Origin of the sequence: Pseudoalteromonas sp. P1-11 (assembly GCF_001399995.1) — a bacterium.
In the GTDB taxonomy this organism is placed as follows: domain Bacteria; phylum Pseudomonadota; class Gammaproteobacteria; order Enterobacterales; family Alteromonadaceae; genus Pseudoalteromonas; species Pseudoalteromonas atlantica.
Map to the genome: position 1 here is coordinate 39062 of NZ_LJSP01000005.1, position 23807 is coordinate 62868.

Here is a 23807-nt window from a genome sequence, read left to right on the forward strand (position 1 = left end):
AGCCCAGCCGATGGCTTAATTCTAACGAATTCCATTGGTGAGGGATAGATCTATTTATAGATCCATTAACTAATGGAGGCCATTATGGCTCACATTCGCATTCGTCCTAACGGACGTATTCAATTTGATTTACACCTTTATGGGCAACGCTTTCGTGAAGGCACTAAGCTGATGGCAACGCCGGCTAATTTAAAAAAAGCCAATACCCTACTCAAAAAAATGAACGCGGAAATTGATTTAGAAACGTTTCAATACCGTGATTATTTTCCTGAGAGTAAAAAAGTAGCGAAGTTTGAAGCTCTACAGCGCAGTAAACACCCCGATCGCCTTCACCCATTTTTTAACGACTACGCCAATGAGTGGTTCGATCGTCAAAAAGCCAAATGGAAAAGCAGCTACCAAAGCGTAGTACGCAATACCCTCGATACCTATTTGATCCCTGAATTTGGTAATATATTGGTAAGCGAAATTACATTGGCCAATGTAGATTATTTTCGTGAAAGCTTAACGTTGATAGAAAAAAATGGCCGACGAAAGCTCACCAACAAGCGTATTAATGGCATTTTATGGCCACTTATAGCAATTTTAAGCTTAGCGGCTGAAGAGCATAACTTTCCTTTCCCTATGCGTCGATACAAAATACTTAAAGAAGAGCACGCCGACTCTAACCCATTAACGGCTGATGAGGTTCAACGGTTTTTAGAAGCAGCGCCTACACAGTGGCAAGATTACTTTAAAGTGCGTTTTTGGACAGGTATGCGCAGTTGTGAGGTGCATGGCTTACGTTGGGAAGACATTGATTTTAACCATCGTCTTATTCGTATTCGCCATAATTGGGTTAATGGTGAGTTGTGTGATGTGAAAACGCCTAAGTCACGCCGCGAATTAAAAATGTGCGATACGCTCTATACACTATTTAACCGCTTAAAAGAGCAAGCAAGTAGTGACTTTGTATTTACTCATAAAGACAACCCGCTCGATAATCACTTTGTGAGTAAACAGCTGTGGTACCCCACATTAAAAAAAGCGGGATTAGCACGTAGGCGCCCTTACGAAACACGCCACACTGCGGCTGTGCTGCATATTGCCGCACACGAAAACCCGTTATATATTTCACATATGTTAGGGCATAGCGATACACGTTTATTATTTGAGGTTTATGCGCCATATGTAGCTAATGCATCTAGGCAGGATGGGTATGCATTTAATGAAATGATGATTGAGCGTGGGATTCTATAAATTAAAGATAGTGCAAACTCACTTACCTTAACAAAAGTATTAAAAAATAGATAAGCGGCATATTAAATGCCGCGCTTAAATAGCAATAAACTCATGCTATTTGAATAAACAAATTATAGCTACTAGCTAAGCTAACTACCTGTATTTGTGTAATTACCAGCCATAAAATGCACCTACTCTGATAAAGCTATCATCGAACGTTGTTTTACCAGTATAAAGTTCTAAGCCCCAAAACCCCTCTTGTAACTGTTGCGTGTAACGTGTTTCTAGTTCAATCCCTATCGTGTAAGAAGATAAAGGTAAACGGCCTGCGCCGTTGTCTCCACGCTCCAAACCATTTTCTATTCGTCGAATAGTAGTATCAATATTTTGTGTAGAACTATATTGCCATACCCAGTTAATAGATTGACTCTCAGCCGCCGGCTGATGGTTTTCGCCGCGTTCATTACCTGCCCAATGCCCTAAAACTTGGCCACTAATCGTATTACCTAAAGAGTATAGTTTTGCTTGGTACCAACCTTCCTGCCAGCGGCTATTTTCAAACCTTAAACTATGATCTTCGTTTAAATATGGTAAAAACACCCCAAAGCTATATGCATTATTCTTTTTACCACCGCCAAACGTATCTTCAAAGCCAATATCACCATAAAAACTAAAAGGCACATTAAACCAAGTCGCTTTATAATCAAAGCTAACAGATGCGAGTTGGTCGCCTACTTCATAATTAGGCCCAAACTCTTCGAGCTCTTCACCATTAACATTGTCGTTATTGCCTGGTAAAAAAAATGCTTCAGCGAAGTCACTAATACCAACAGAGCGATCTCCGCCTCCAAACTGTAATAAACGGTTAGCACTTAAGGTTAAATCTTCAAAGGGAGAAAAGCTCAAATGAACACCAGCTAAGTGCGGCTTGCCTGGTACTGTTTTGCCTACTTCTTTACCCGAATTAATTGCTGGATCGGTTTTCATTTTCATATAAAACAAATCATAACGTATATCAAAGTCGGTAATAGGCTCCACATTGCTAATACCAATAGAAGGGAGGGTTTTGGCATTTGTACTCAGTATCATTGCACTATCGTACATAGGTGAATACCAACGCTCCCTATAACCGATATCTACTTGTGCGTAACTATTACCAAAATATACAAAGCTTTGGATGGGTAATAAATCATCTTCATTGGCAATACCCGCGATACTCACACCAAAGTGGTTACCAAAATTAGCAAACGCTCCGGCTTCTAGCTTTAAATAAGTATCTACTTTTTGGCCACGCTGATTAGGAATTGACTTCGGTTCATTACCGTACGCAACTGTTGCTTTAGCATAGGTTACCGCATCCGTTTGTTTGTATAGGGCAAGTTCATTAAAGAGCTTTTGATAAAGACTAGGGTAGCTATGTTCTATCGATTTTAAAGCTTTCAATACTTCACTTGTTTTATAAGGCTTAGCCATCATATGCGTGTTATCACCCACTACAAGAAGCTTTTCAACTAATTGTTCTAATTGAGGGTTTTGCTTTAATGGTAAATAAGCCGAAACACCGTTAGCTGATACCTGAGAACTAAAGATTATTCCGATTACGAGCGGTAATTTTTTTAGCATTCTTTTTCCATTTAATTTATGTTCTAGGTTATGTTTACATGATAAAAAAACGTTAATGAGTAAACAACTAGGATCTGTATAAATCTAAAATTACATTTCCCTATTCAGTACTTTATTTAATTATAATACCAGATAAGAGACCAAGGGCTTTGCCTTATACAAATGCGATAAATAATATTGATTAGTCGCCTCTCTTATCTTCTCTATGGTTAATTAAATATTTTTACACCACCGAGCACACCGAGGCGCTTCGCGCTACACAGAGAAAAAATATTCTCATTTACTTCTCTGTGTGCTCTGTGCTCTGTGGTTAATTAAACATTTTTATACCACCTAGGACAACGAGGCGCTGAGCACTAAACAGAAGAAAAGCATAATATTTATTAATTACTTTTGCTTCACTCCTCCGTGATTTCTGTGGTTGATTAATTTCTCTCTATTAAAGCCTTAAAATAAGTATCAGCTATAAACAAAAAAACCGTGTTTGGCTCAAACACGGTTTTAGTAAGTTACTCAGTTTAACGTTTTGTAACTACAGGTTTACAACATTATCTGATTGCGCAGTCGGCTCATCGCTAACCAACGACGTTAAGTATTGCCCAAAGTCGTCGCCAAGCTTAGCATCACGCATACCGTATTCAACAATCGCTTTTAAGTAACCTAGCTTATCGCCACAGTCATGTGAACGACCACTCATATGAAATGCTTCAACAGTTTCTTGTGTCATTAACGTATCAATAGAATCTGTTAATTGTATTTCGCCACCAGCACCTACTGGGGTTTTAGCAAGTAAAGGCCAAATATTTTTACTTAATACATAACGGCCAACAACTGCAAGGTTCGATGGTGCTTTATCTACATCAGGTTTTTCAACCATGGTTTTAATTGCCGCACTTTCGCCAGGTGTTAGCTGTACGCCGTTTATATCAGCAATACCATATTTGCTTACATCTTCTTGTGCTACTGGCTCTAGCATAATTTGGCTTGCTTTAGTTTCATTAAAACGTTTAATCATAGCTGCTAAGTTTTCAGTCTTTTGGTCAGCCGTATAACCGTCAAGTATTACATCAGGCAGTAACACAATAAAATCATCATCACCCACAATTGGCTTAGCACATAAAATGGCGTGCCCTAAGCCTTTCGCTTCGCCTTGGCGAACACTCATTATAGTTACATCGGCAGGGCAAATTGAACGAATCTCTTCAAGTAGGGTTCGCTTGACTCGCTTTTCAAGTGTAGCTTCAAGCTCGTAGCTCGTGTCAAAGTGGTTCTCAATTGCATTTTTTGAGCTATGTGTAACTAAAACAATTTCTTTTATACCAGCAGCCACGCACTCGCTTACTATGTATTGAATAAGAGGTTTGTCAACAATAGGTAACATTTCTTTAGGGATGGCTTTAGTCATTGGTAGCATACGAGTACCAAGGCCAGCAACAGGGATTACAGCTTTCATGGTTAGTCCTTTATTTAAAATAATAGTTTATATGTTGATCTTAACTTAGCAATTTAAAAGTAGATACAACCTGAATATATTTCATAACGTGCTTTTTATACAGTATATAAGTTTAGGGTTTTGTAAAACAAAAATAATGCTTGCTTAGGCCAGCAAGTGCCCGCCAATAAACTTCGCTACAGCGCCAAAGTCAATCCCCGCAGCAGACACAAGAGCTAACGTTTACGATGGTTAAAAGCAAAGCGTCTCTTATAATGTAATAACCACCGTAAAAAGCGCTGCTTTTAAACGCCAGCAAGCTGTGCATCTACAATTAAATTTTACATCGCTCGGCTCTTGGCCTAACTATCCGTAATACTCTACGAGCTCTTTAATAAAGCGTTCAACTTGCGCTTTAGGTAATTCATTAATGCCAGCAGCGGCAGCACGGCCTCCACCTGTATCAAATTTACTGCAAATATCAACAGCACCTTGCTTATTGGTAAGGGGAGCTCTAACACTCACTAAGTAGCTGCCTTTGTTATTAAACGTAAAAACTGCATGGGCTTTATTTGGTGACTGATTAGCAAGGTCATTACCCAAAACCCCACTTACCCGGCGTGCCCAAGCAGCATCTTCTAATAAAATAACTTTTGCGGTATCACAATTATGGAGAATCTGCGCATTGGCAGCTTTTTCCATATCAGCTTTATAAGCTTGCTCAAGAGTATAATAAACCGAGCTTTTATCGTTTATTGCATCAAAGGGCGATTTATACTGCATAAGCAGCTCAAATAAATCAGCAGGGGCAAAATGTAAATCTGCCACTTCACTTCCGTAGCCGTTATAGTTTATGTAAGTACCAAATGCTTTTAACTGTGACTTTTGAAGTTCAGTTAATCCAAGCTTATCGGCCTCGCTATCAGCCTTAGCAAATAAGTTATCACCGTATGCTGCTGTAATAGCCCATAAATGAAATTGTTTATCTAGTAAATCACTAACAATCAAACTAGTACACATATTCGCATCTAAATCGATGTGAGCATACAAATTAGCATGAGTAGGTATATTACCGGCTTTATGATGATCTACATACATAACACGCGCCCCAGCACATAAAGCATCGTGAAGCGCAGGCATATTTTTTTCCATTGAAATATCCAACACTCTAATGCAATCACCCGCTTTTGGAGTGATTTTTTGCATTAGCTGAATATCGCGTTTTACCCCTGTTACCTTTACTGTCTCGGTAGGGTTAGCTAATTGAAGCTGTAGTAAAGCGATAATACCATCGGCATCACCGTTAAAAATATCATATTTCATATACATCTCTAGGTAAAAAGATAACTAAGAAAAAAGCCCACTAAAACTTAGAACCTGATTACTTAATAATTTTGTTTGCTTTTAAGTACTGAATAATTTGCTCTACGCTTTGTTCGATACTTTGCTCTGCTGTTTTCACATGCAACTCAGGGGCTTCGGGTACATCAAATGCAGAGCTAATACCTGTAAAATTAGGTATTTCGCCCGCACGCGCTTTTTTGTATAGCCCCTTCGGATCGCGGCTTTCGCAAACAGAGAGTGGGGTATCAATAAACACTTCTACAAACTCACCTTCATTTACTATGCTTCGTGCTTGTTCACGATCGGCTTTAAATGGCGAAATAAACGCTGTAGATACAATAAGTCCTGCATCAACAAATAATTTAGCAACCTCACTTATACGGCGAATATTTTCAATGCGGTCTTCATCACTAAAAGTTAGCCCTTTGTTCAGCCCCATGCGTACGTTATCGCCATCAAGCAAATAGGTATGACAGCCTAGCTCAAACAATTTGGCTTCTACGGCGTTAGCAATGGTTGATTTACCCGAACCACTTAAACCAGTATACCAAAGTAAGACAGGTTTATGACCTTTGTGTTGCTGTTTTTGCTCTCGCGACACGGTTTGCGAATGCCATACTATATTTTCGTCTTGATTCATTAATTTACCTTTATACTAAACTTTATCTATTTTCATCTGGTTACTAGTTTGGCTTATGATTGCGAAGTATTTAACAGCTAGTAAGCTATTTTATATGCTGGCAAAATTTAATTTCTGGATAGAGATACATAAAGTTTATTAATTACTTATCCAGCACTTCTCCGTCATTTCTCTGTGGTAATAGTAATGTTTTAATTACTTTAGGGTTATTAACCCCAAATACCTCTACCACCGAGGCGCTTCGCGCTACTCCGAGAAAAAGCTCTTCTCATTTACTTCTCTGAACTCTCTTTGGTGAGTAAGGCACTTTTTGTTTTATTACTAAACTACATTTAACTACAACAGAAAGCACTAAGGTGCTGCACAGAAGGACCTTAATTAAATAAACTCACCCTTAAATTACTTTTGTTTTTCACGCTTATTATTAGAATGGAAAAAACAAAGGCACAAGCGTTATAACCACCACACTGTATGTAATAGAAATAGGTAAACCAAATTTAATAAAGTCTGTTAATTTATAATTGCCGGCGTTATATACCATTAAATTTGTTTGATACCCATAAGGGCTAATAAAGCTACCACTTGCAGCAAAAGCAACAGCAAGTACAAAGGGTAAATAACTCACGCCAAGGCCCTGTGCAATACTAAACGCGATAGGAAATGTGAGAGCAGCCGCAGCGTTATTAGTAATAACCTCAGTGAGCACTAAAGTGAGTATAAACACCCCTATAAATGCTACATAAACACTTTGGCCTGCAAGCAAGTGCTCTACACCAGAGGCAATAAGGGCGGAAACACCTGTATTATCTAATGCCGTAGCAAGTGTTAATGCGCTCATTACAATCAACCATAACTCAAGCGGAAAACGACGCTTTATTTCGTTTAACGACAAACATTTACTACCAACAAGTAATGCCAAATAAAATACAAAACACTTAAATAAGCTAATATCAAAAATAAGTGAGCCGCCAATAGTCGCTAAAAAGCCCCATAAAACTAGTCGCTCTTTTAGACCACTTAACATATTTTCGGCTTTTACACCGCTTAATATAAAAAAGTTTTTAGTCAGATTTGTACGCTTGGCAAAGTCTGCTCCAACAGCAAGCACTAAAAAGTCACCGCTTTGAATGGTTATTTCGCCTAGCTTACCAGAGAGCTTTTCACCCTCTCGCCTTACAGCAACAACGGCAGCATCAAAACGCGCCCTAAATCCAGCTGTTTTGAGTGTTTTTCCTACTATCGCAGCACCTGGTTTTATAACCACCTCGGTAAGGTTGTTATGTAATAAACCATCTTGCTCGGCAAATAAAGTTAGGCCTTCAAATTGTTGTAATATTAGTACCTTAGTTACATCGCCCGAAAAAATAAGCTTATCGCCCTCACGGATCATTTGGCTAGGCGCCACAGGCGATATAAGCCGATTGTCACGCACTATTTCAACTAAAAAAAGTGACTCTAAATTACGCAAACCATTTTGTTCTACAGTTTTACCTATTAGTGGTGAATTTTCAGTTACTTTGGCATCTACAAAATAATCACTAATTACGGTGTGGTTATTTAATGTGCCTTTTAATCTATTAATTGTTAAAGCCATAACAATAAAGCACACAATAACAGCAGCTAGGCCAATCGGTAAAAAGTCAAAAAATGCAAAGCCAGCTTTGCCTCGCTCAATCAGCATAGAGTTAACAATTAAATTAGTAGAAGTACCAATAAGGGTGAGCGTACCGCCCAAAATAGCAGCGTACGAAAGCGGAAGTAACAATTTAGTAGCAGGAATAAGTTTATTATTTTTAACAGGGCTAATAAGAGTGGCAACTACGGCGGTATTATTTAAAAAGCCAGATGCAATAACAGTGGCAAACAAGGTTTTTAAATACGATTTAAATACTGAACCATTAAATAAAATAGTGGCAATTTTACGTAAAAGGCTTGTTCGTTCAAATGCGAATGCACATACAACCAAAAGCAATAACGTTATTAATCCTGGGTTAACCGCATTATTTAATAACTGCTCTGTAGAGACAAGTGAAAGCGCAAAGCAAGCAAGGCTGGCTGCAGCAAATACGCGCTCTGGCACTTTTTGAAACTTAATCAAACCTACAATGGTTGTAATAAATATAACCACTATCAACCACTGCTCTAAAATCACTTATTCTTCCTTAAACTCAATTCACAACCCGTAACTTATAGCCTTTAGCTCGCAGCTAGTAGCTTTTAACTCGTAGCCCTTAGCCCTTAGCCCTTAGCCCACAGCTAGTAACTCTCAGCTTTTCTTAAATCTTCTGCCAAAACTTTAGTGTATTAAAACCTAATCGTTTTTTTACAAAGTACACTGCAAGTATGTTTTGTAAGCTAATAAAAAAGGCGGTAGCAGCCGCAGCTCCTATTACGCCATATAAACTTGTAAATAGTGGTACGCTTACTAATACGCCGCAACCGCTTATTATAGTTACTAACCGCATATCACGCTCATTACCTGTCATTTGCAATAAAAACCCGACAGACCCTGTAATTACGTTTACAGCTTGCCCTAACACTAATATTTGTAAAATAACCGCGCCTTGCTTAAATTGCTCGCCAAATAGCCCCATTAAGAATTCAGGTAACAACAACATAAACAATACAATAGGCATTGCGCTTAAAACTAATAGGCGTACGCTAAACAATGCGGTTTTACGTATGCCTTCCATATCGTTTTTAGCTTTAAAATTAGCAAACTTAGGCGCAACTACTAAATTAACAGCCATTAAAATAAAACTTGCAAGCAAGGCTATACGCTGTGCAACACTAAAAAAAGCCACTTGCTCAGCCACTAAATACACACCAATAATAATAGGCGCGCTCCACTGTACTGCTTGGCTCATTAAAATAATAACCCAATTAGGGCGAGCGCTTTGCCAAAGCTCATTTGCATTAACCGCATCACCACTGTTATTTAAATCTTTCATTGCAAGCCAATAAAAAAAGCTTGCTGTAACACCTAAACTTAAACTTAGATACAATGCGGAGGTGTCTGCTGTAGAGGTATTAAATGATAAAACAGCAGCACCACACAGTAAAAAGTGCGCAATGTTTTGACACGGGATACTCGCTATTAAGTTGTGCCTGGCCTGTAAACTCATTGCAATAATGGTTACAGCACTTAACCCAATGACTGCAGGCGCAATAAACGCAAGGCTATTAGCCATTTGCGGTTTACTAAATACACTATTTGCAATCTCTGGTGATAAAAAATAAAGAATTACAGCAATAGCAGTAGCCACTGGTAGACTGTATTTTAAAGCAAACAACAAAATATTTTTTACCGTCAACCCACTTTTTGCACTTGCGCCAGTAAAACGCAGCACAGTATTATCAAATCCAAGCCTAGCAAATGCTGCTAACAACATAGCTACAGCTAAGCTTAAAAAAAAGTAGCCTGCCTGCTCAGCCCCTAATTGCCTTGCAATAATTAAGTTAAATATAAATGCCATACCTGCACCAAAAACGCGTATAGCGAGCGCAATAGCGGCATTTATTGCCGTGTGGCGGTGTTCGGCATCACTAAAAATAGCTTTTACTTTGCTAAACATTTACTTCTCATTTTCGTAGCCCGTAGCCCGTAGCCCGTAGCCCGTAGCCCGTAGCCCGGTAGCCAAAACATTAATACGCATTTTTATTTATAAAACCTTTAAAAATAGTCAAAAACACTATTTTTAAATCTAAAGCGAGTGACCAGTTTTGAATATATTCAAGGTCAAACTCTATGCGTTTTTCCATTTTATCAAGGGTGTCGGTTTCGCCACGCCAGCCATTTATTTGTGCCCAACCCGTAATGCCGGGTTTTACTTTATGGCGTAGCATATAGCCATCAACCAAACTTCGGTATTGCTCATTATGTGCTACGGCGTGAGGCCGAGGCCCAACAATCGACATTTGCCCTTGTAGTACATTTAAAAACTGCGGTAGCTCATCAAGGCTAGTTTTTCGAATAAACTGCCCGATAGGTGTAAAGCGATTGTCATTTTTTGTAGCTTGGGTTACTTTAGCGCCGTCTTCCATTACATTCATTGAGCGGAACTTCCACACCTTAATTGGTTTACCATCAATGCCATAGCGGTTTTGCTTAAAAAACACCGGCCCTTTCGATGTAACCTTAACAGCAATAGCAAGCCCTATTAATACAGGCGAAATTAAAACAAGTATTAAAGTAGAAAGTATTACATCCTCAATACGCTTAATTATGGCGTTACTACCGTCTATAGGTGAGTCGTAAATACTGATAGTAGGTATACCCATTATTGTATCACTACGTGAATGCAGTAATTGGTAAGTAAATACATCGGGCACTATATAAACACTTGCAGTGCTATCAGCTAATTGTTTAACTAACCATTTACGGCGTTCATAAGCTTGAGGCGGCAATACAATATAAACGCGATCTACCCCGCCGCTTTTACAATCAGCAACTAATTGCTCTAAGTTACCTAATGTTTGCGCAGCCACTACTTTTTGGGTGGGTGTTTTGTCATCGTAATAACCACTAAAAACCAAACCAAAACTCGCATGTTCAATAATATTATTAGCAAGCTTTTGCCCTAGCACACCTGCACCTACAATTACTACATTGCGAGTGTTATAACCCTGCGCACGCAGCATTCTTAAAGTAAAACGTAAAAAAACACGATAAACGCTCAGTAATACTAAAGCTAACAAAAACCAAGTAAACTGCAGTCCAGCAGGGTTTAAGTACTCTGAGGCTATAAAATTAACGCTTAAAAATAAAATTGCCGCACTTATAAACCAGTGCGAAATGGTTTTTTTAAGCTCTTTATATAATGACAATCCGCGCCACGATATATAAAGTTTGTCGAGCTCGCTAGTAAAGTGAAATAAAAAAACAGCCAGCAAAGCAGCTGTTGTGTGCTGCAATAACCAGGGAATATTATGTAGGTATGTACTAATCCATAAGGTGCTTACTATTATTACTATGTCGAGCACCCGCTGAATAAATGCAACAATGGTTGCATTACTTTGCAAAATTCCTTTATGCATTTGCATATAGTCTCAATTATTGTTGTTATAAATGCAATTTAAGGATAACTGAATACACTCAAATTACTACTCATTTTTAACTTTGCTATCTATATAATAAACTAGTAGGTACTTATAAAGTTCAATGCATTTTCTACAAGTTTTGTGGATGAATGTTCACTGCTACTTTCAGCATAACAACGCAGCTCTGGCGCATTACCTGATGGCCTAAGATGCACAATATCACCGCGTTCAAGAGTAATACGTAAGCCATCTGTTGAATTTACAGAGTACCCCTCCTCATATCCTAAATGATTTAAAAAATGGCTAGCATCATCTTTAAACTTGTTTATCAATTTTAAACTTTTCTCTTTTGCAAAATCTTTAATACGATCACTTGCAGTAAACCGTTGTGGTAGCTTAGCGAGCAACTTAGATACAGGCTCATTTTGCGCCAATAAAATTAATGCAGGTAATAGGGCATCTCTTGTTGGCAAAGCTTTAAGTGACTTACCATTAAATGTTAAATCAGAACCTAGTATATAACCCCCATTAGCTTCAAAGCCTGCCACTGATTTATATTGCTGAGCTAACTCTGCAAACTCAGTAATAACATATGGCGAGCCAATTTTAGTACGCTTGACTTGCTTAAAACTTGCTGATTTTTCGATAGCAGTATTACAACTTACCGGCGTGGCAAGGGCTTCGATATTTAATAATCGGCTACAAAGCAACCCAAGTATATCACCACGTAGCCAATTGCCATTTTCATCAGTAATTAAGGGGCGGTCACCATCACCGTCTGTTGAAAAGATCGCATCAAAGTTGTATTCGCGAGACCAATCAAGCGCACGTTGCTTGTCTTCATCAGATACAGCTTCGGTATCGATTGGTACAAATTTATCACTTCGGCCAAGGCTGATAACCTCTGCACCTAGTTGCTCAAAGAGTACCTTATAGATATCACGCCCAGCACTTGAGTGTTCATAAATACCAATTTTCTTACCTTTAAGCGTGTTAGCATTAAAAAGAGAGGTATAGCGCTGTGTGTAAAATTCGCAGGCAGAAATATCTACTGTCAGTTCAGAAAGAGATTCTGCTAACGCTGTGAATAAGGCCTGGCTGTTCAGAATAGCTTGTTCATCTGCCTTTGTGATCTCACCGTCAGGGCTGTAAAATTTTAAGCCGTTACGATCAAACGGAATATGGCTGCCTGTGACCATAATGCAAGGCATATTATCTTGCATTGCTTTGTAAGCAAGTGCTGGAGTGGGTACTACACCATAATACACAACATTTAAATTATGTTGTTTTAATGCCTCTACACAAGCCTGTGCAATTGCATAACTACTTGGGCGGTTGTCTATAGCAATTGCTACAGTATCAAAAGTAAATTCATTTTCTATCGCTGATATAAAGGCAACTGCAAATGCCGCATTTACATCTGAGGTAAAATTTTTTACCAGACCTCGCGCACCACTTGTGCCGAACTCAATACCACTTTTTGCAATGACTTGAGAGCAAACTAACTGGCTATCCATAAAAAACCTATTTATTTAACTATTCTATAAGAATACAGCTAGCACAATATAAATTGCCCTAGCTGCTTTTCTAAAATATGACTACTAACATTTGATAACTGATGTCTTTTGTATTTTATTTAACTACTGTTATCTAACTTCTAAGACCTATCTCTCGCTTATTTCACTCGACCATAACGGTCTTCAAAACGCACGATATCATCTTCGCCTAAGTACGAACCCGATTGTACTTCGATTAACTCTAAGTCAACTTTACCTGGGTTTTCTAAAGCATGAACCGCGGTGATGGGAATATAAACTGACTCATTTTCTGTTACATATTGCTCTTTATCATCAATTTGTACTTTTGCTGTGCCTGATACCACAATCCAATGCTCTGCGCGGTGATGGTGCATTTGTACCGACAATTTAGCTCCTGGTTTTACAGTAATACGCTTGACTTGAAAGCGCTCACCATTATCAACTGAGTCATATTTACCCCACGGGCGATACACCTCTCGATGAAAAGTAACTTCAGGACGTTCTTCTGCTTTTAACTGGTTTACAATCGCTTTAACTTCTTGTGATTTATCTTTATGCGCAACAAGCACCGCATCTTTCGTATTTACAATTACTAAGTCTTCAACACCGACTGTTGCAACGAGTTTATCTTCACCAAATATAAGTGTATTTTTTGTATCTACCGCTTTTACATCACCTTTAAAGGCATTACCATTCTCATCTTGTGACGACACTTCCCAAAGAGCAGCAAAGCCACCCACATCGCTCCAACCAGCATCCATTGGTACAACAACGGCATCTTTTGTGTGTTCCATTACTGCATAGTCAATCGACTCATCAGGGCAGGCCTCAAAAGCCGCTTTATCAACACGAATAAAGTCCATATCACTGTTTTGTACTGCAATAGCTTTTTCGCAAGCTTTGTAGATGTCTGGGCGAAATGCTTTTAATTCTTCTAAATAGCGGCTTGCTTTAAACAAAAACATACCGCTATTCCAGTAATAATCACCGCTTTCAATATACTGCTTGGCTGTATCTAAGTTCGGCTTTTCAACAAAACTGTTAACAACATAGCCATGCTCTACAGCGTCACCACGTTTAATATAGCCATAACCTGTTTCAGGGCTGTTACCTACAATGCCAAATGTAACTAGTTTACCTTGGTTTGCTAACTCTGCAGCTTTATTTACACTAGCCTGAAAAGCAGCTGAGTCTTCAATTACATGGTCTGCTGCAAGTACTAATAATAACGGGTCTTGCTCATTTTCAATGGCTTTAAAAGCAGCCAAAGCAATAGCCGGTGCGGTATTACGCCCTACTGGCTCTAAAAAAATACCGCCATGCTCTGCACCTAATTGGCGCACTTGCTCTGCAGCAATAAAACGATGCTCTTCATTACAAATTAACATGGCTGGTGAGTGCGCTAAACCCGTTAAGCGAGTTAGCGTATCTTGAAGCATGGTATGCTCGCCATTTAATTTTAAAAATTGTTTTGGATAGTTGCCACGTGATAGCGGCCATAAGCGTGTGCCTGAGCCACCCGCCATGATTACTGGTAAAATCATTTTTCCCTCTTAATAGTTTAAAAATAAAACTAACTAACCAAGTAAAAATCTTCTGAAGTTATATTTAACGACTTCAGAACTAAAGGAAGATTTTAAATAATTTTTTGAAGTAACCTTTACTTCATCGTAAAAATTATCATCTTCAATACATTTATCGATAAAACTGAGATGCCCACTTACTAAGTTAGAAATAGAACCCATTGTGAAATTTTCAATACCAATACCTTCAGCCCCAATGTCATTTGTCAAGACTGGAGTATTGTTAGCAATTGCTTCAATTATTTTCAATTTAATTCCTGTTCCAAACTTTATTGGACACAAAGCAAAATCAATCGTTTCATATTCACTTTGCAAATTATCAACAAAACCTTTGAAGGTGACTCGCTCGCAATACTCCTTAGGAACTATATTTAAATCAACACCTCGAGTATTTCCAATAACAATAAAAGTAGATGTAGGATATTCAGAAAATAAAACTGGTAAATAGTCATTAATTATTACCATCAACGATTGGTAATTCTGATTAGTAGCTAAATTACCAACAAAAGCAAACACAATATCATTTTTGACACTATTTGAGGTTACATTCTTGATCTCAAGAATCGGAGGTAAAGGTATAACCTCTTTCTTTGTATCATAAGAAAGTTCCTTGGCCTCTAATGGTGAGACCAGCCCAACAGCATTAAACTTTTCTAATGCTAACCTCTCAGCTTTATGAAGTCTCTTTGCCTCAATACTCAAAGCAATATTAATTGTAAAATTAAGTAATTTCTTTGTGAATGTTGACTCAAAAAATCTAGAAAATGTACCTAACGCATTAAACTCTTTAATACCTTGGTTCAAAACTCTGCGATACCTCACTGATAACAAATCATCTAAATCGAGTGCAGTTCTTGAGTGAGGAAATAAACTCGCATATTGCGCTGTCCTTAACATATCAAAATAGACAACGTCATAGTTATTCTCTAGCTCTAGCTGGGTCAGTATATTTATATTACTTTTAGTGTAAAAAAGTGCATTTTGCATTGGTTTGTTTGAAACCACTCCGCGCAAAGCTGCAGTAAACATCCCGGCATAAGACAAAGGAACAATTTTATCAACAAAGATTCCACCTTCCTCCAATTCCAACTTTAATTTCTGAGAAGAAACAGAGCCATCTTTAGTGAAGAAAGCTATATCAATTTTAGCTCCCATTTCAGAAATCATATGTATGGCTTGCATTAACATCATCTCTCTCCCTCCAGAAGCAGGGAGTGGAGAGCGAGTTAATAATAATAAAATTTTACTACCCATCAAAAAAAACCTTTTTAATAACATTTTCACTATTAATTGGCAGGTATCTAGATGAATTAACTTTCCCCTTCTTAATTAGATTCCGTTTAAAACCAGTGTCAAGTATTTTTAAAACACATTGCGTAAGTTGCTTATGGTTACCGACACTAAACAAAGATGCGGATCCTTGAAGCACTTCTTCATGCGCAGGTATGGCAGTAGCCACAACAGGTAAACTAGCTAACTGCGCTTCAATTACCGTCCTTCCAAACCCCTCATGCTCAGAAGCTGACACATAAATATCACAATCTAAATATAACTTTTTCAACTCAGAGTCACTTGGCTCATCAAAGTACTTCAACTTCACATTTTTCTCCCTTGCTAACTGCAATGTAGACTCATGGCTCTTCTTGTCTACAATCTTCCCTGCTCGTACAAAAATGAAGTTTTTATCACACTGATTATTTAGTTCAGACAATGCTTTAACGATTGTTTTGAGGGATTTTCTTGGTTCATCTGAGCCAACATTTAATATTTTAACAAAGGCATGTTCATCATCTACCCTACCACTTCGCTCAACAGGGGTTATTGAAAAATCAAAAAGATTCGGGATAACAAAAACGTCTCTTTCATGCACAGTGGAATTATTGAGTAAGTCATTTTTAGTCGATATTGTCGGAACCAGAACCTTGTAATTCAATGGCAGCTTTAAAAGCATAAAGTTAAATTTTAGATACATAACCTTTATACGACTAACTAAAGTTCCGGTAGTCTTCATATCTGGAAAGTGATGAATAACAACAACTCTGTCTTTAAAAAAAATAGAGAACAGAAGAAGGTATATAATTGATTCTTGGTACAATACAATTTTGTTAAAAGAAAATGATTTTAATAAAACAATAAAAGGTAGAATTAAAAACTCCCATAAATGACGATAAACTCCTTTTTTACCAGTCCAAAAAAGTTCCTGAACATTGCCGTCAAGTCTGCTGTTTATCAAATTAATGATAACCTCACTATACTTAAAAACTCCTTGATTTTTATTAAACAATGGAGCATTGACCCATAATATTTTACTTTTACTAGCCAATTTTTTTTACTCCATCTTTTAGACTCTTATTGAAATTATCCCAGGTAAAAGCTTTTAAATGCTCAATAGCTTTGTCGTCATCAATCTGCAAATCAAACTTCCCTTGAAAAACTTTAATAAAATCATCAAACTCATTTAGGTACATAGCATTATCTCCAAGAACTTCCTGTGACACATCTGAATACTTAACAAATGCGGGAATGCGAAAATATAATGCCTCTAACAAAGGAATACCAAAGCCCTCTTCATCACAAGGGTATACAAAATATTGACAACACGAATATAGCTTGGAAAGTTCGTCATTAGATATATAACCTGTAAACTTTACAGCTTCATAACCAAGTTCATTGTTTATTTCTTTTGCTAGGTTAATAGTCGATTCATTTTTCCATCCATAACTACCTGCTAAAATCAATTCAGCATCTTTTGCACTAGATTTTTTAAATGCTCGAAGCATCTCGTAGAGTTTTTTTCTTGGTTCGATTGTTCCAACATATAGGTAAGATCTCTTATCGCGTGATTTGAATCTAGAGAGCTCAGATTTATTCAATTTTAATTTAGTTTCAAAACCTAATAGACATACATAAATATTTTTAGATTCCAACTTCAGCAGTTTGACTATGTCATTTTTTGTATTTTCAGAATTGCAGAGGCAAGAATTATTATATTTCAGCGCCTCAATAAATTCCTTCCTAACCGAAAGACTTCTGCCTGTTAAATGCTCTGGGTTTTTCAAAAAGGCGAGATCATGGACAAAGTAAACTACTTTACTTGTTGGTATAAAAAGAGGTTTAACCATATTGAATTCGATATAACGTTCATATCTACCAAGGTAGAAGAAAATAGGCAACAGAATGCTATAGTAAAAATGAAAAATTATTCTATTCACATAATTTAAAAACTTACTCTTACTTTTAATTTGAAAGGGATTAATAGACTCATAATCTGACTCTGATTTAAAACCAGCAACAACTTTTCCTACCCCTGTAACTGGGTAAAGATGCGAGTAATTGAAATAAAGAATTTTACTTGACACTTTTTAACTTAACCCTTTGAATAAACGAGAAAATAAATATTGCTGTAAAAAAGATTCCGAAATAGCGGTCGTATGAATTAATACCTGCAAACCACCATAAAACAGAATTAATTAAATACGCGCAAAGCGCAAAATAGAATGGAGTTCTAAAAATACAGCATGCCCTGAAAACGAGCCCGTAAACAGCTCCTAAAATCAAGAAATAAATTGGGAAAAGATAGCCAAACTCCGAGATTGCAACACCATATATACTGGGCCAGTTATAAGTCAAAGAAAGTGAAGAACTAGATAGGTAATAAAAATTAGTTTTCACTGCCTCTAAACTATTAACAGGAAAGCTTTCGTCAAAATATAAAGCAATATCTTTGATCCCTAGCAGGTCCGGGATTAAGGGGTAATTCCATAAAAAATTCAAGCTATAATAAAAAAAACCGCTCCCTGGAAGGTAATAATCTTCATAAAGTATAGCTCCAGCTCTATTAAAAGAAGCTCCAAAATAGCCAAAGAAAGTTTTATAAACTAAACTAACATAACCGTAACTATCAACATATTCACTTTGCCTAGCCGCTTGGATGAAAACAAAGAACAAAAACAGGGAAATTATTATAGCTGTACTTTTTAGCGAAAAAACACTCTTAAGACTTAACCTTCCCGTAATTAAAAAAACTATAATTATCAGTAAAAAAAGTTTAAATATAGAAGCCCTGGTTAAGGTTATAAAGGATGCAAGAATAAAAAAAACTATCGAAATTAAAAGTAAATACTTTATATTTTTCGTTGAATTTGTTGTCAGTATTGTACATAGCGATAAAGTAATTATTCCTAATACAAATGGTAAAACCCATCCCACGCTACTCATAGATATTTGTTCGGCTATTTCCTTTCTCAACATAACAACTTCATCACCCCCAGCAAGGATCGCGAAAATTTTAGGCAATGAAATCAGTTGAGTTACAGAAAATATACTTACTAATGAAAGTGCGATTGCTAATAAAAGTGAAAAAGCAACAGCCCCTGAAGATCCAGAGGCTTCATCTATATCTTTAATAGCTTTTATATCGTAAAACCACTTTATTCGTAATGATAAAGTATAAGATACAACAAAGAAAAACGTAGATGTCAATACTAGTAAAAGAAATAGAAAGTTATAACTAATAAAGCTAGGCTCACCGAGACTCATTTCATATGTTTCTTCAGGTGTTATAATTGATAAAAAAGCCACAAAGCATATTATAAGACAGCTATAAATAGGAAGCCTTAATAAGTTACTCATATTCATTCAGCTTAATTGTTTTTTCAACTTCAAATTCCGAACCTTTTACAAAGTTATAATACCAAGATTTATCCTCTTCAGTGATATCTTGACTTGATATTGTTGCATTTAACAATTTATTTTTGATAATCATTCTATGTTCTTTTTTTACAATAGCTTTAAACAATTTCTTTAAAACAGTATCTGAAGTTAATATATTTCTTATTCTTGGGTACTTAATATTACCTGACTTATTAACTTGCGTTTCCGTTACACTTTGAATATTTACATATTCTAACCCTAAAAAATTCGACACTCTAGTTAATGTATTATCTTTGTCATTTATAAGATTATCCATGTTTATAACATAGACATTTAAACCTTTTTCTTTTAGATATTTAATCGCATCATAATATTGCCCATACCCAACATAATCATAATTGTAATTATATTTTTTTATTCTTGATGAACTTTCCATAACAGCCTCTTTAAAATTCAAAGGCTCTTTTCCATCTCTTCGAAACATCTTCCAAGAAGAGAAAGCTCGCTCCGCAGGGCATCGTACAACACAAAAAATCTTAATATTCTTTATATTTTCTTGATATAAAGAAAAAACCGAGTCATAAAACTCTTTATACTTATATAAGTAATCAGTGGATGCATCACATATTTTATCTGTCAGCTGGAAGTTTTTGTATAATTCCTCGTATTCCTCTAGTAAATTTATTTTACAATACCCTCTGAAACTACCATCGATATAAGGTAAAGCTCCACTAACAAAAAAATTAGGCTCTTTAATGTTACTTATTCTCAATTCCGCTGTTGACTCTAAATAAAAAGCAAGAGAGCTTGTTGCAGCTTTTTGAGCGCCTATTAAAAATACGTCTGGTAAATTCATACCATTTATTAGCACTTTAAACCCTCCAATTTGCTGATTAGTGGATTGCAAATTGATTCAACAACCTTAATTTCCTTTTCACTAAGAATCTCTTTCCAATACTCATTTATTGTATCCATACTTCTGTTCCATTGATGTGCAACACCTTCCTTTGGTGGTCCACTATTTTTTGCTGATTTAAACTCTTTAATTATGTTTAAATGATCATTAGTCAAATCATAACCCATATAATTTAACATTTTTTGATATGTACTGATTGGATCTCTAAGAATATCTCCATGATCAACTATAAGAACTTCATTTTTCTTGGAGTACGCAAGTGAATAAGATAACAACCAGAGTAATAATGCAGATTTTAGATATAAACTTTCATCTTTTAAGAGCTCTATTTCTGTTGACACATCATCAACTATATTTTCTAACGCCGAGCATTTCATTCTTTTTATAATATCTTCCATATCAAATCCCCATTTCATTCTTTTGAAAGAGGCAGCTACAGAGAATGGATTACGATATAAATAGATTACTTTATAGTCTTTACTAATAAAATCTGGTGATAAAAAACAAGCCGTTGGATCTTTTATAATTATAGTCTCAACGGTCTTCGAATTAATTGCTCGATTATAAGATAATTTCGTACCTGAAAAACCAAGTCTCTTCCTTAATTTTTTAAAAAAGCCATCTTCAGGCAAAATACCTGACTTAAACTTAATTTCATTATCAAGAAACTTTTTACAAAATTCATTTGTAAAATCTAGATCAGATATTGGAAAATAATTTTCAACTGATTTCCAGCCAAGATGAAAATTAAATGGCTCAAAAACGGAGTCAATACTAGAATGCTTAGCTAGGACATCCCCCACAACAGATGTTCCTGCCCTAGGTACTCCTGTTAATAAAACTAATTCTTTTTTATTTAGCACTTTTTGCTTCCCACTCAGGAAAGTGTTCACGTATATATTTATTCAAAGCAATTTCAGCTTCTGTATAAATACGAGTTTCGAGTGTTGAGGTTCGTGATTTCACGGTTGTATTTGTAATCATACCCGCACCAACCGTCACATTGGTTAATCGGTCAATGATGATAAATGAGCCCGTACCAACCACCTGTTTATATTGATCAATTACCACTGGTGCTGATGTTTCGATAGTACAATTTGCAATTTCGTTTAATTGTAATTCGCTGGCATCAATTTGCTCTAGGGTATTTACATCAATACGGTGGTTAATATTGCTAATTTTACCGAAGGTGTTTTTAGTACCAATTTTTAGCTCGTACTCTTTACCTGGCTGCATTGCAGCATCGGCCATCCACACAATTGTTGCTGCAAAGTTTGTGCTTGTTGTTGGCAGCTGTTTTTGATCAGTAGTTGATCTTACAATGACATCGCCACGCGAAATGTCAATTTCGTCTTTTAAAGTAAGTGTAATTGCTTGCCCTGCAAAGGCACTTTGTAAATCACCATCAGCAGTTACAATGCGCTCTACCGATGATGTTTTACCCGATGGGAATGCTGTAATTTGGTCGCCAACGTTAATAATGCCGCTGGCAATGGTGCCGCAAAAACCACGGAAATCTAAATTAGGGCGATTAACATACTGTACCGGTAAGCGGAAAGTATCTAAGTTTTTATCATCACTAATGGTTACCGTATCAAGCAACTGCATTAATGTGGCACCTGGGTACCAGTCTAGGTTTTCGCCTTTATCAACTACGTTATCGCCTTTAAGCGCTGAAATTGGCACAAAACGCACATCAGGAATATCTAATTGCTCAGCAAAGGCTTTGTAATCCGCTTTAATTTGGCGATAAACATCTTGGCTGTAATCAACTAAGTCCATTTTATTAATGGCTACAATTACATGCTTAAGGCATAGTAGTGATGCAATATAGCTGTGGCGTTTAGTTTGTGTTTGTACGCCTTTACGTGCATCAATCATTACAATGGCTAGGTCGCAGTTAGATGCACCGGTTGCCATGTTGCGCGTGTATTGCTCGTGCCCTGGGCAGTCAGCTATTATAAATTTGCGTTTTTCGGTTGCAAAGTAGCGGTACGCTACATCAATGGTAATACCCTGTTCACGCTCTGATTGAAGGCCATCAACTAATAGTGCTAAGTCGAACTCTTCATCGGTAGTATTAAACTTTTTAGAGTCGCTTTTTATAGCCGCCATGTGATCTTCAAAAATTAATTTTGAGTCGTGCAATAAGCGCCCAATCAGTGTTGACTTACCATCATCTACGTTACCGCAGGTTAAAAAACGCAGTAAGTCTTTATTTTCGTGCTGTTTTAAGTAACCTTCAATATCGGTTTCAAGAAGGTTAGTTTGTGTTTGTTCGGTCATGATAATCCTATTTAGCTTTAAGCTGTAAGCGACGAGCTACTGGCTACGAGCTACGTGCTTAAATTTATTTATGTTGCGAGCTAAGAGCTACGAGCAACTTTTAATTGTTCTAATTAGACTACCTAGCATTTTTCCAATTAATTCACATTCATTAATAATTGATAAGCTATCTTCTTTTGAAATATAAGCTATTTCAGTTGCAATCATTAACTGTGTTTTTAATTCGCCTAAAGAGCCCTTTGCTATAATTAAAAAACGAGCCTTTTCTTTATCAGACTCCCTTTCAAAGCCTTCTGCTATATTACTAGGAACAGAAACGCTGGCTCTACACATCTGATCTTTTAGGCCAAAGTCTTTTAGCTGCTCAAATGTTTTATAAATTTTTATACTTAGGCGAAAACTGCGCTGCCAAACCTCTAAATTTTCGTATCTCATAAGCATCCTTGTTTATTACTTTTGGCTACTTACTGAGAGCTAATAGTTGAATATTTAAGCTCGCAGCACTTAGCTAGAGGCTCGAAGCGCTGGGCGCTTAGAAGTACCCTTCCATTTTCTTTTTCTCCATTGAGCCAGATGAATCGTGATCAATTACACGGCCTTGGCGCTCAGAGGTTTTGGTTAGCAGCATTTCTTGAATAATTTCGGGTAGTGTTGTGGCCGTTGATTCAACCGCACCGGTTAATGGGTAACAGCCTAAGGTTCTAAAACGTACCATTTTTTGCATCGGTACTTCGCCATCGGCTAGTGGCATACGCTCGTCATCAACCATTATTAATGTGCCGTCGCGCTCTACTACTGGGCGTTCTGCTGCTAGGTATAATGGTACAATGTCGATATTTTCTAGATAAATGTACTGCCAAATATCAAGTTCGGTCCAGTTACTTAACGGGAATACACGAATGCTTTCGCCTTTTTCTACTTTGCCGTTAAATGTGTTCCACAGCTCTGGGCGCTGGTTTTTTGGGTCCCAGCGGTGGTTTTTATCGCGGAATGAATAAACACGCTCTTTTGCGCGTGATTTTTCTTCATCGCGACGCGCGCCGCCAAAGGCTGCGTCAAACTTGTATTTGTTAAGCGCTTGCTTTAGGCCTTGGGTTTTCATTATATCGGTGTGCTTTGCACTACCATGGGTAAATGGCCCTACGCCTGCGTCAATCCCTTCTTGGTTTTTATGTACAATTAAGTCAAAACCCAGCTTTTTAGCCATTTGGTCTCTAAACTCAATCATTTCTTTAAACTTCCATGTGGTATCTACATGCATTAAAGGAAATGGAGGTTTTGCCGGAAAAAACGCCTTCATTGTTAAGTGCAACATTACCGCTGAATCTTTACCTACTGAGTAAAGCATGACTGGGTTGTCGAACTCAGCTGCTACTTCACGAATTATGTGAATAGACTCCGCCTCTAATTGCTTAAGATGGGTCATCCTAGCTTGTGAGATTTCCATTTTTTTCTCCAGGGTATTAAGTTTTAAGCTGTAAGTTGTGAGCTACGGTACACACGCATCGAGGTGCAGGCCTCGGGCTGCTAG

The 23807-nt window shown here is 37.1% G+C and carries 19 protein-coding genes; 1 reads left to right on the top strand and 18 read right to left on the bottom strand.

Translation table 11 applies throughout. The features are described 5' to 3' along the window. Nucleotides 1-84: 84 nt before the first annotated feature. On the top strand, nt 85-1239 hold the full coding sequence (locus AN390_RS10700; RefSeq protein WP_055254685.1) for an Arm DNA-binding domain-containing protein: 1155 nt from the start codon (nt 85-87) through the stop codon (nt 1237-1239). Between the two features lie 153 nt (nt 1240-1392). On the opposite strand, the gene AN390_RS10705 is transcribed toward AN390_RS10700, so the two are convergent. From AN390_RS10705 to cysD, 18 genes are all read right to left on the bottom strand, one after another. Further along, complete coding sequence (locus AN390_RS10705) at nt 1393-2844, bottom strand: capsule assembly Wzi family protein (RefSeq protein WP_055254450.1); 1452 nt, start codon at nt 2842-2844, stop codon at nt 1393-1395. A 532-nt stretch (nt 2845-3376) separates the two neighbouring features. Next, complete coding sequence (galU, locus tag AN390_RS10710) at nt 3377-4297, bottom strand: UTP--glucose-1-phosphate uridylyltransferase GalU (protein WP_055254452.1); 921 nt, start codon at nt 4295-4297, stop codon at nt 3377-3379. Nucleotides 4298-4642: 345 nt separating this feature from the next. Then, a complete protein-coding gene (locus tag AN390_RS10715; RefSeq protein ID WP_055254687.1) occupies nt 4643-5599 on the bottom strand; it encodes a DHHA1 domain-containing protein in 957 nt (318 codons plus the stop codon). Nucleotides 5600-5657: 58 nt separating this feature from the next. Beyond that, nucleotides 5658-6260, bottom strand: coding sequence for an adenylyl-sulfate kinase (cysC, locus tag AN390_RS10720; protein WP_055254454.1), 603 nt, complete (start codon nt 6258-6260; stop codon nt 5658-5660). A gap of 424 nt (nt 6261-6684) precedes the next feature. Then, on the bottom strand, nt 6685-8412 hold the full coding sequence (locus tag AN390_RS10725; protein WP_055254456.1) for an SLC13 family permease: 1728 nt from the start codon (nt 8410-8412) through the stop codon (nt 6685-6687). Between the two features lie 124 nt (nt 8413-8536). Beyond that, nucleotides 8537-9835 carry an oligosaccharide flippase family protein gene (locus AN390_RS10730; protein ID WP_055254458.1) on the bottom strand — a complete coding sequence of 433 codons (1299 nt, stop codon included), beginning with the start codon at nt 9833-9835 and terminating at the stop codon, nt 8537-8539. 70 nt (nt 9836-9905) lie between these two features. After that, nucleotides 9906-11303: an undecaprenyl-phosphate glucose phosphotransferase gene (locus AN390_RS10735; RefSeq protein WP_055254460.1), complete on the bottom strand. Its 1398-nt coding sequence runs from the start codon at nt 11301-11303 to the stop codon at nt 9906-9908. 95 nt (nt 11304-11398) lie between these two features. Continuing rightward, nucleotides 11399-12817, bottom strand: coding sequence for a phosphomannomutase (locus tag AN390_RS10740; protein WP_055254462.1), 1419 nt, complete (start codon nt 12815-12817; stop codon nt 11399-11401). Between the two features lie 158 nt (nt 12818-12975). Next, the gene (locus AN390_RS10745) at nt 12976-14382 is read right to left on the bottom strand and encodes a mannose-1-phosphate guanylyltransferase/mannose-6-phosphate isomerase (RefSeq protein WP_055254464.1); all 1407 of its coding nucleotides are present in this window, start codon (nt 14380-14382) and stop codon (nt 12976-12978) included. A gap of 33 nt (nt 14383-14415) precedes the next feature. Then, on the bottom strand, nt 14416-15675 hold the full coding sequence (locus AN390_RS10750; protein ID WP_055254466.1) for a glycosyltransferase: 1260 nt from the start codon (nt 15673-15675) through the stop codon (nt 14416-14418). After that, nucleotides 15668-16744 carry a glycosyltransferase gene (locus AN390_RS10755; RefSeq protein ID WP_055254468.1) on the bottom strand — a complete coding sequence of 359 codons (1077 nt, stop codon included), beginning with the start codon at nt 16742-16744 and terminating at the stop codon, nt 15668-15670. Before AN390_RS10755 ends, AN390_RS10750 begins: the two co-directional genes overlap by 8 nt. After that, nucleotides 16737-17780 (bottom strand): glycosyltransferase, encoded by a 1044-nt coding sequence (locus AN390_RS10760; protein ID WP_055254470.1) that lies wholly within the window; start codon nt 17778-17780, stop codon nt 16737-16739. The genes AN390_RS10755 and AN390_RS10760 overlap by 8 nt, the downstream gene beginning before the upstream one ends. Continuing rightward, nucleotides 17770-19053, bottom strand: coding sequence for an O-antigen polymerase (locus AN390_RS10765; RefSeq protein WP_157686042.1), 1284 nt, complete (start codon nt 19051-19053; stop codon nt 17770-17772). Before AN390_RS10765 ends, AN390_RS10760 begins: the two co-directional genes overlap by 11 nt. After that, nucleotides 19046-19930: a sulfotransferase domain-containing protein gene (locus tag AN390_RS10770; protein ID WP_157686043.1), complete on the bottom strand. Its 885-nt coding sequence runs from the start codon at nt 19928-19930 to the stop codon at nt 19046-19048. The genes AN390_RS10765 and AN390_RS10770 overlap by 8 nt, the downstream gene beginning before the upstream one ends. 8 nt (nt 19931-19938) lie before the next feature. Then, a complete protein-coding gene (locus tag AN390_RS10775; protein ID WP_055254477.1) occupies nt 19939-20853 on the bottom strand; it encodes a sulfotransferase domain-containing protein in 915 nt (304 codons plus the stop codon). After that, a complete protein-coding gene (gene cysN / locus AN390_RS10780; RefSeq protein ID WP_055254479.1) occupies nt 20843-22276 on the bottom strand; it encodes a sulfate adenylyltransferase subunit CysN in 1434 nt (477 codons plus the stop codon). Before cysN ends, AN390_RS10775 begins: the two co-directional genes overlap by 11 nt. Before the next feature lie 87 nt (nt 22277-22363). Beyond that, entirely contained in the window at nt 22364-22711 is a 348-nt protein-coding gene (locus AN390_RS10785) for a four helix bundle protein (protein ID WP_055254481.1), read from the bottom strand. A 97-nt stretch (nt 22712-22808) separates the two neighbouring features. Continuing rightward, on the bottom strand, nt 22809-23735 hold the full coding sequence (gene cysD, locus AN390_RS10790) for a sulfate adenylyltransferase subunit CysD (protein ID WP_268796016.1): 927 nt from the start codon (nt 23733-23735) through the stop codon (nt 22809-22811). Between the last annotated feature and the right edge of the window lie 72 nt (nt 23736-23807).

Coding starts and splice junctions, on each gene's coding strand:
- AN390_RS10700 (WP_055254685.1), top strand. CDS start 85: ATGGCTCACATTCGCATTCGTCCTAACGGACGTATTCAATTTGATTTA.
- AN390_RS10705 (WP_055254450.1), bottom strand. CDS start 2,844: ATGCTAAAAAAATTACCGCTCGTAATCGGAATAATCTTTAGTTCTCAG.
- galU (WP_055254452.1), bottom strand. CDS start 4,297: ATGAAAGCTGTAATCCCTGTTGCTGGCCTTGGTACTCGTATGCTACCA.
- AN390_RS10715 (WP_055254687.1), bottom strand. CDS start 5,599: ATGAAATATGATATTTTTAACGGTGATGCCGATGGTATTATCGCTTTA.
- cysC (WP_055254454.1), bottom strand. CDS start 6,260: ATGAATCAAGACGAAAATATAGTATGGCATTCGCAAACCGTGTCGCGA.
- AN390_RS10730 (WP_055254458.1), bottom strand. CDS start 9,835: ATGTTTAGCAAAGTAAAAGCTATTTTTAGTGATGCCGAACACCGCCAC.
- AN390_RS10735 (WP_055254460.1), bottom strand. CDS start 11,303: ATGCAAATGCATAAAGGAATTTTGCAAAGTAATGCAACCATTGTTGCA.
- AN390_RS10740 (WP_055254462.1), bottom strand. CDS start 12,817: ATGGATAGCCAGTTAGTTTGCTCTCAAGTCATTGCAAAAAGTGGTATT.
- AN390_RS10745 (WP_055254464.1), bottom strand. CDS start 14,382: ATGATTTTACCAGTAATCATGGCGGGTGGCTCAGGCACACGCTTATGG.
- AN390_RS10750 (WP_055254466.1), bottom strand. CDS start 15,675: ATGGGTAGTAAAATTTTATTATTATTAACTCGCTCTCCACTCCCTGCT.
- AN390_RS10765 (WP_157686042.1), bottom strand. CDS start 19,053: ATGAGTAACTTATTAAGGCTTCCTATTTATAGCTGTCTTATAATATGC.
- AN390_RS10770 (WP_157686043.1), bottom strand. CDS start 19,930: ATGAATTTACCAGACGTATTTTTAATAGGCGCTCAAAAAGCTGCAACA.
- cysN (WP_055254479.1), bottom strand. CDS start 22,276: ATGACCGAACAAACACAAACTAACCTTCTTGAAACCGATATTGAAGGT.
- AN390_RS10785 (WP_055254481.1), bottom strand. CDS start 22,711: ATGAGATACGAAAATTTAGAGGTTTGGCAGCGCAGTTTTCGCCTAAGT.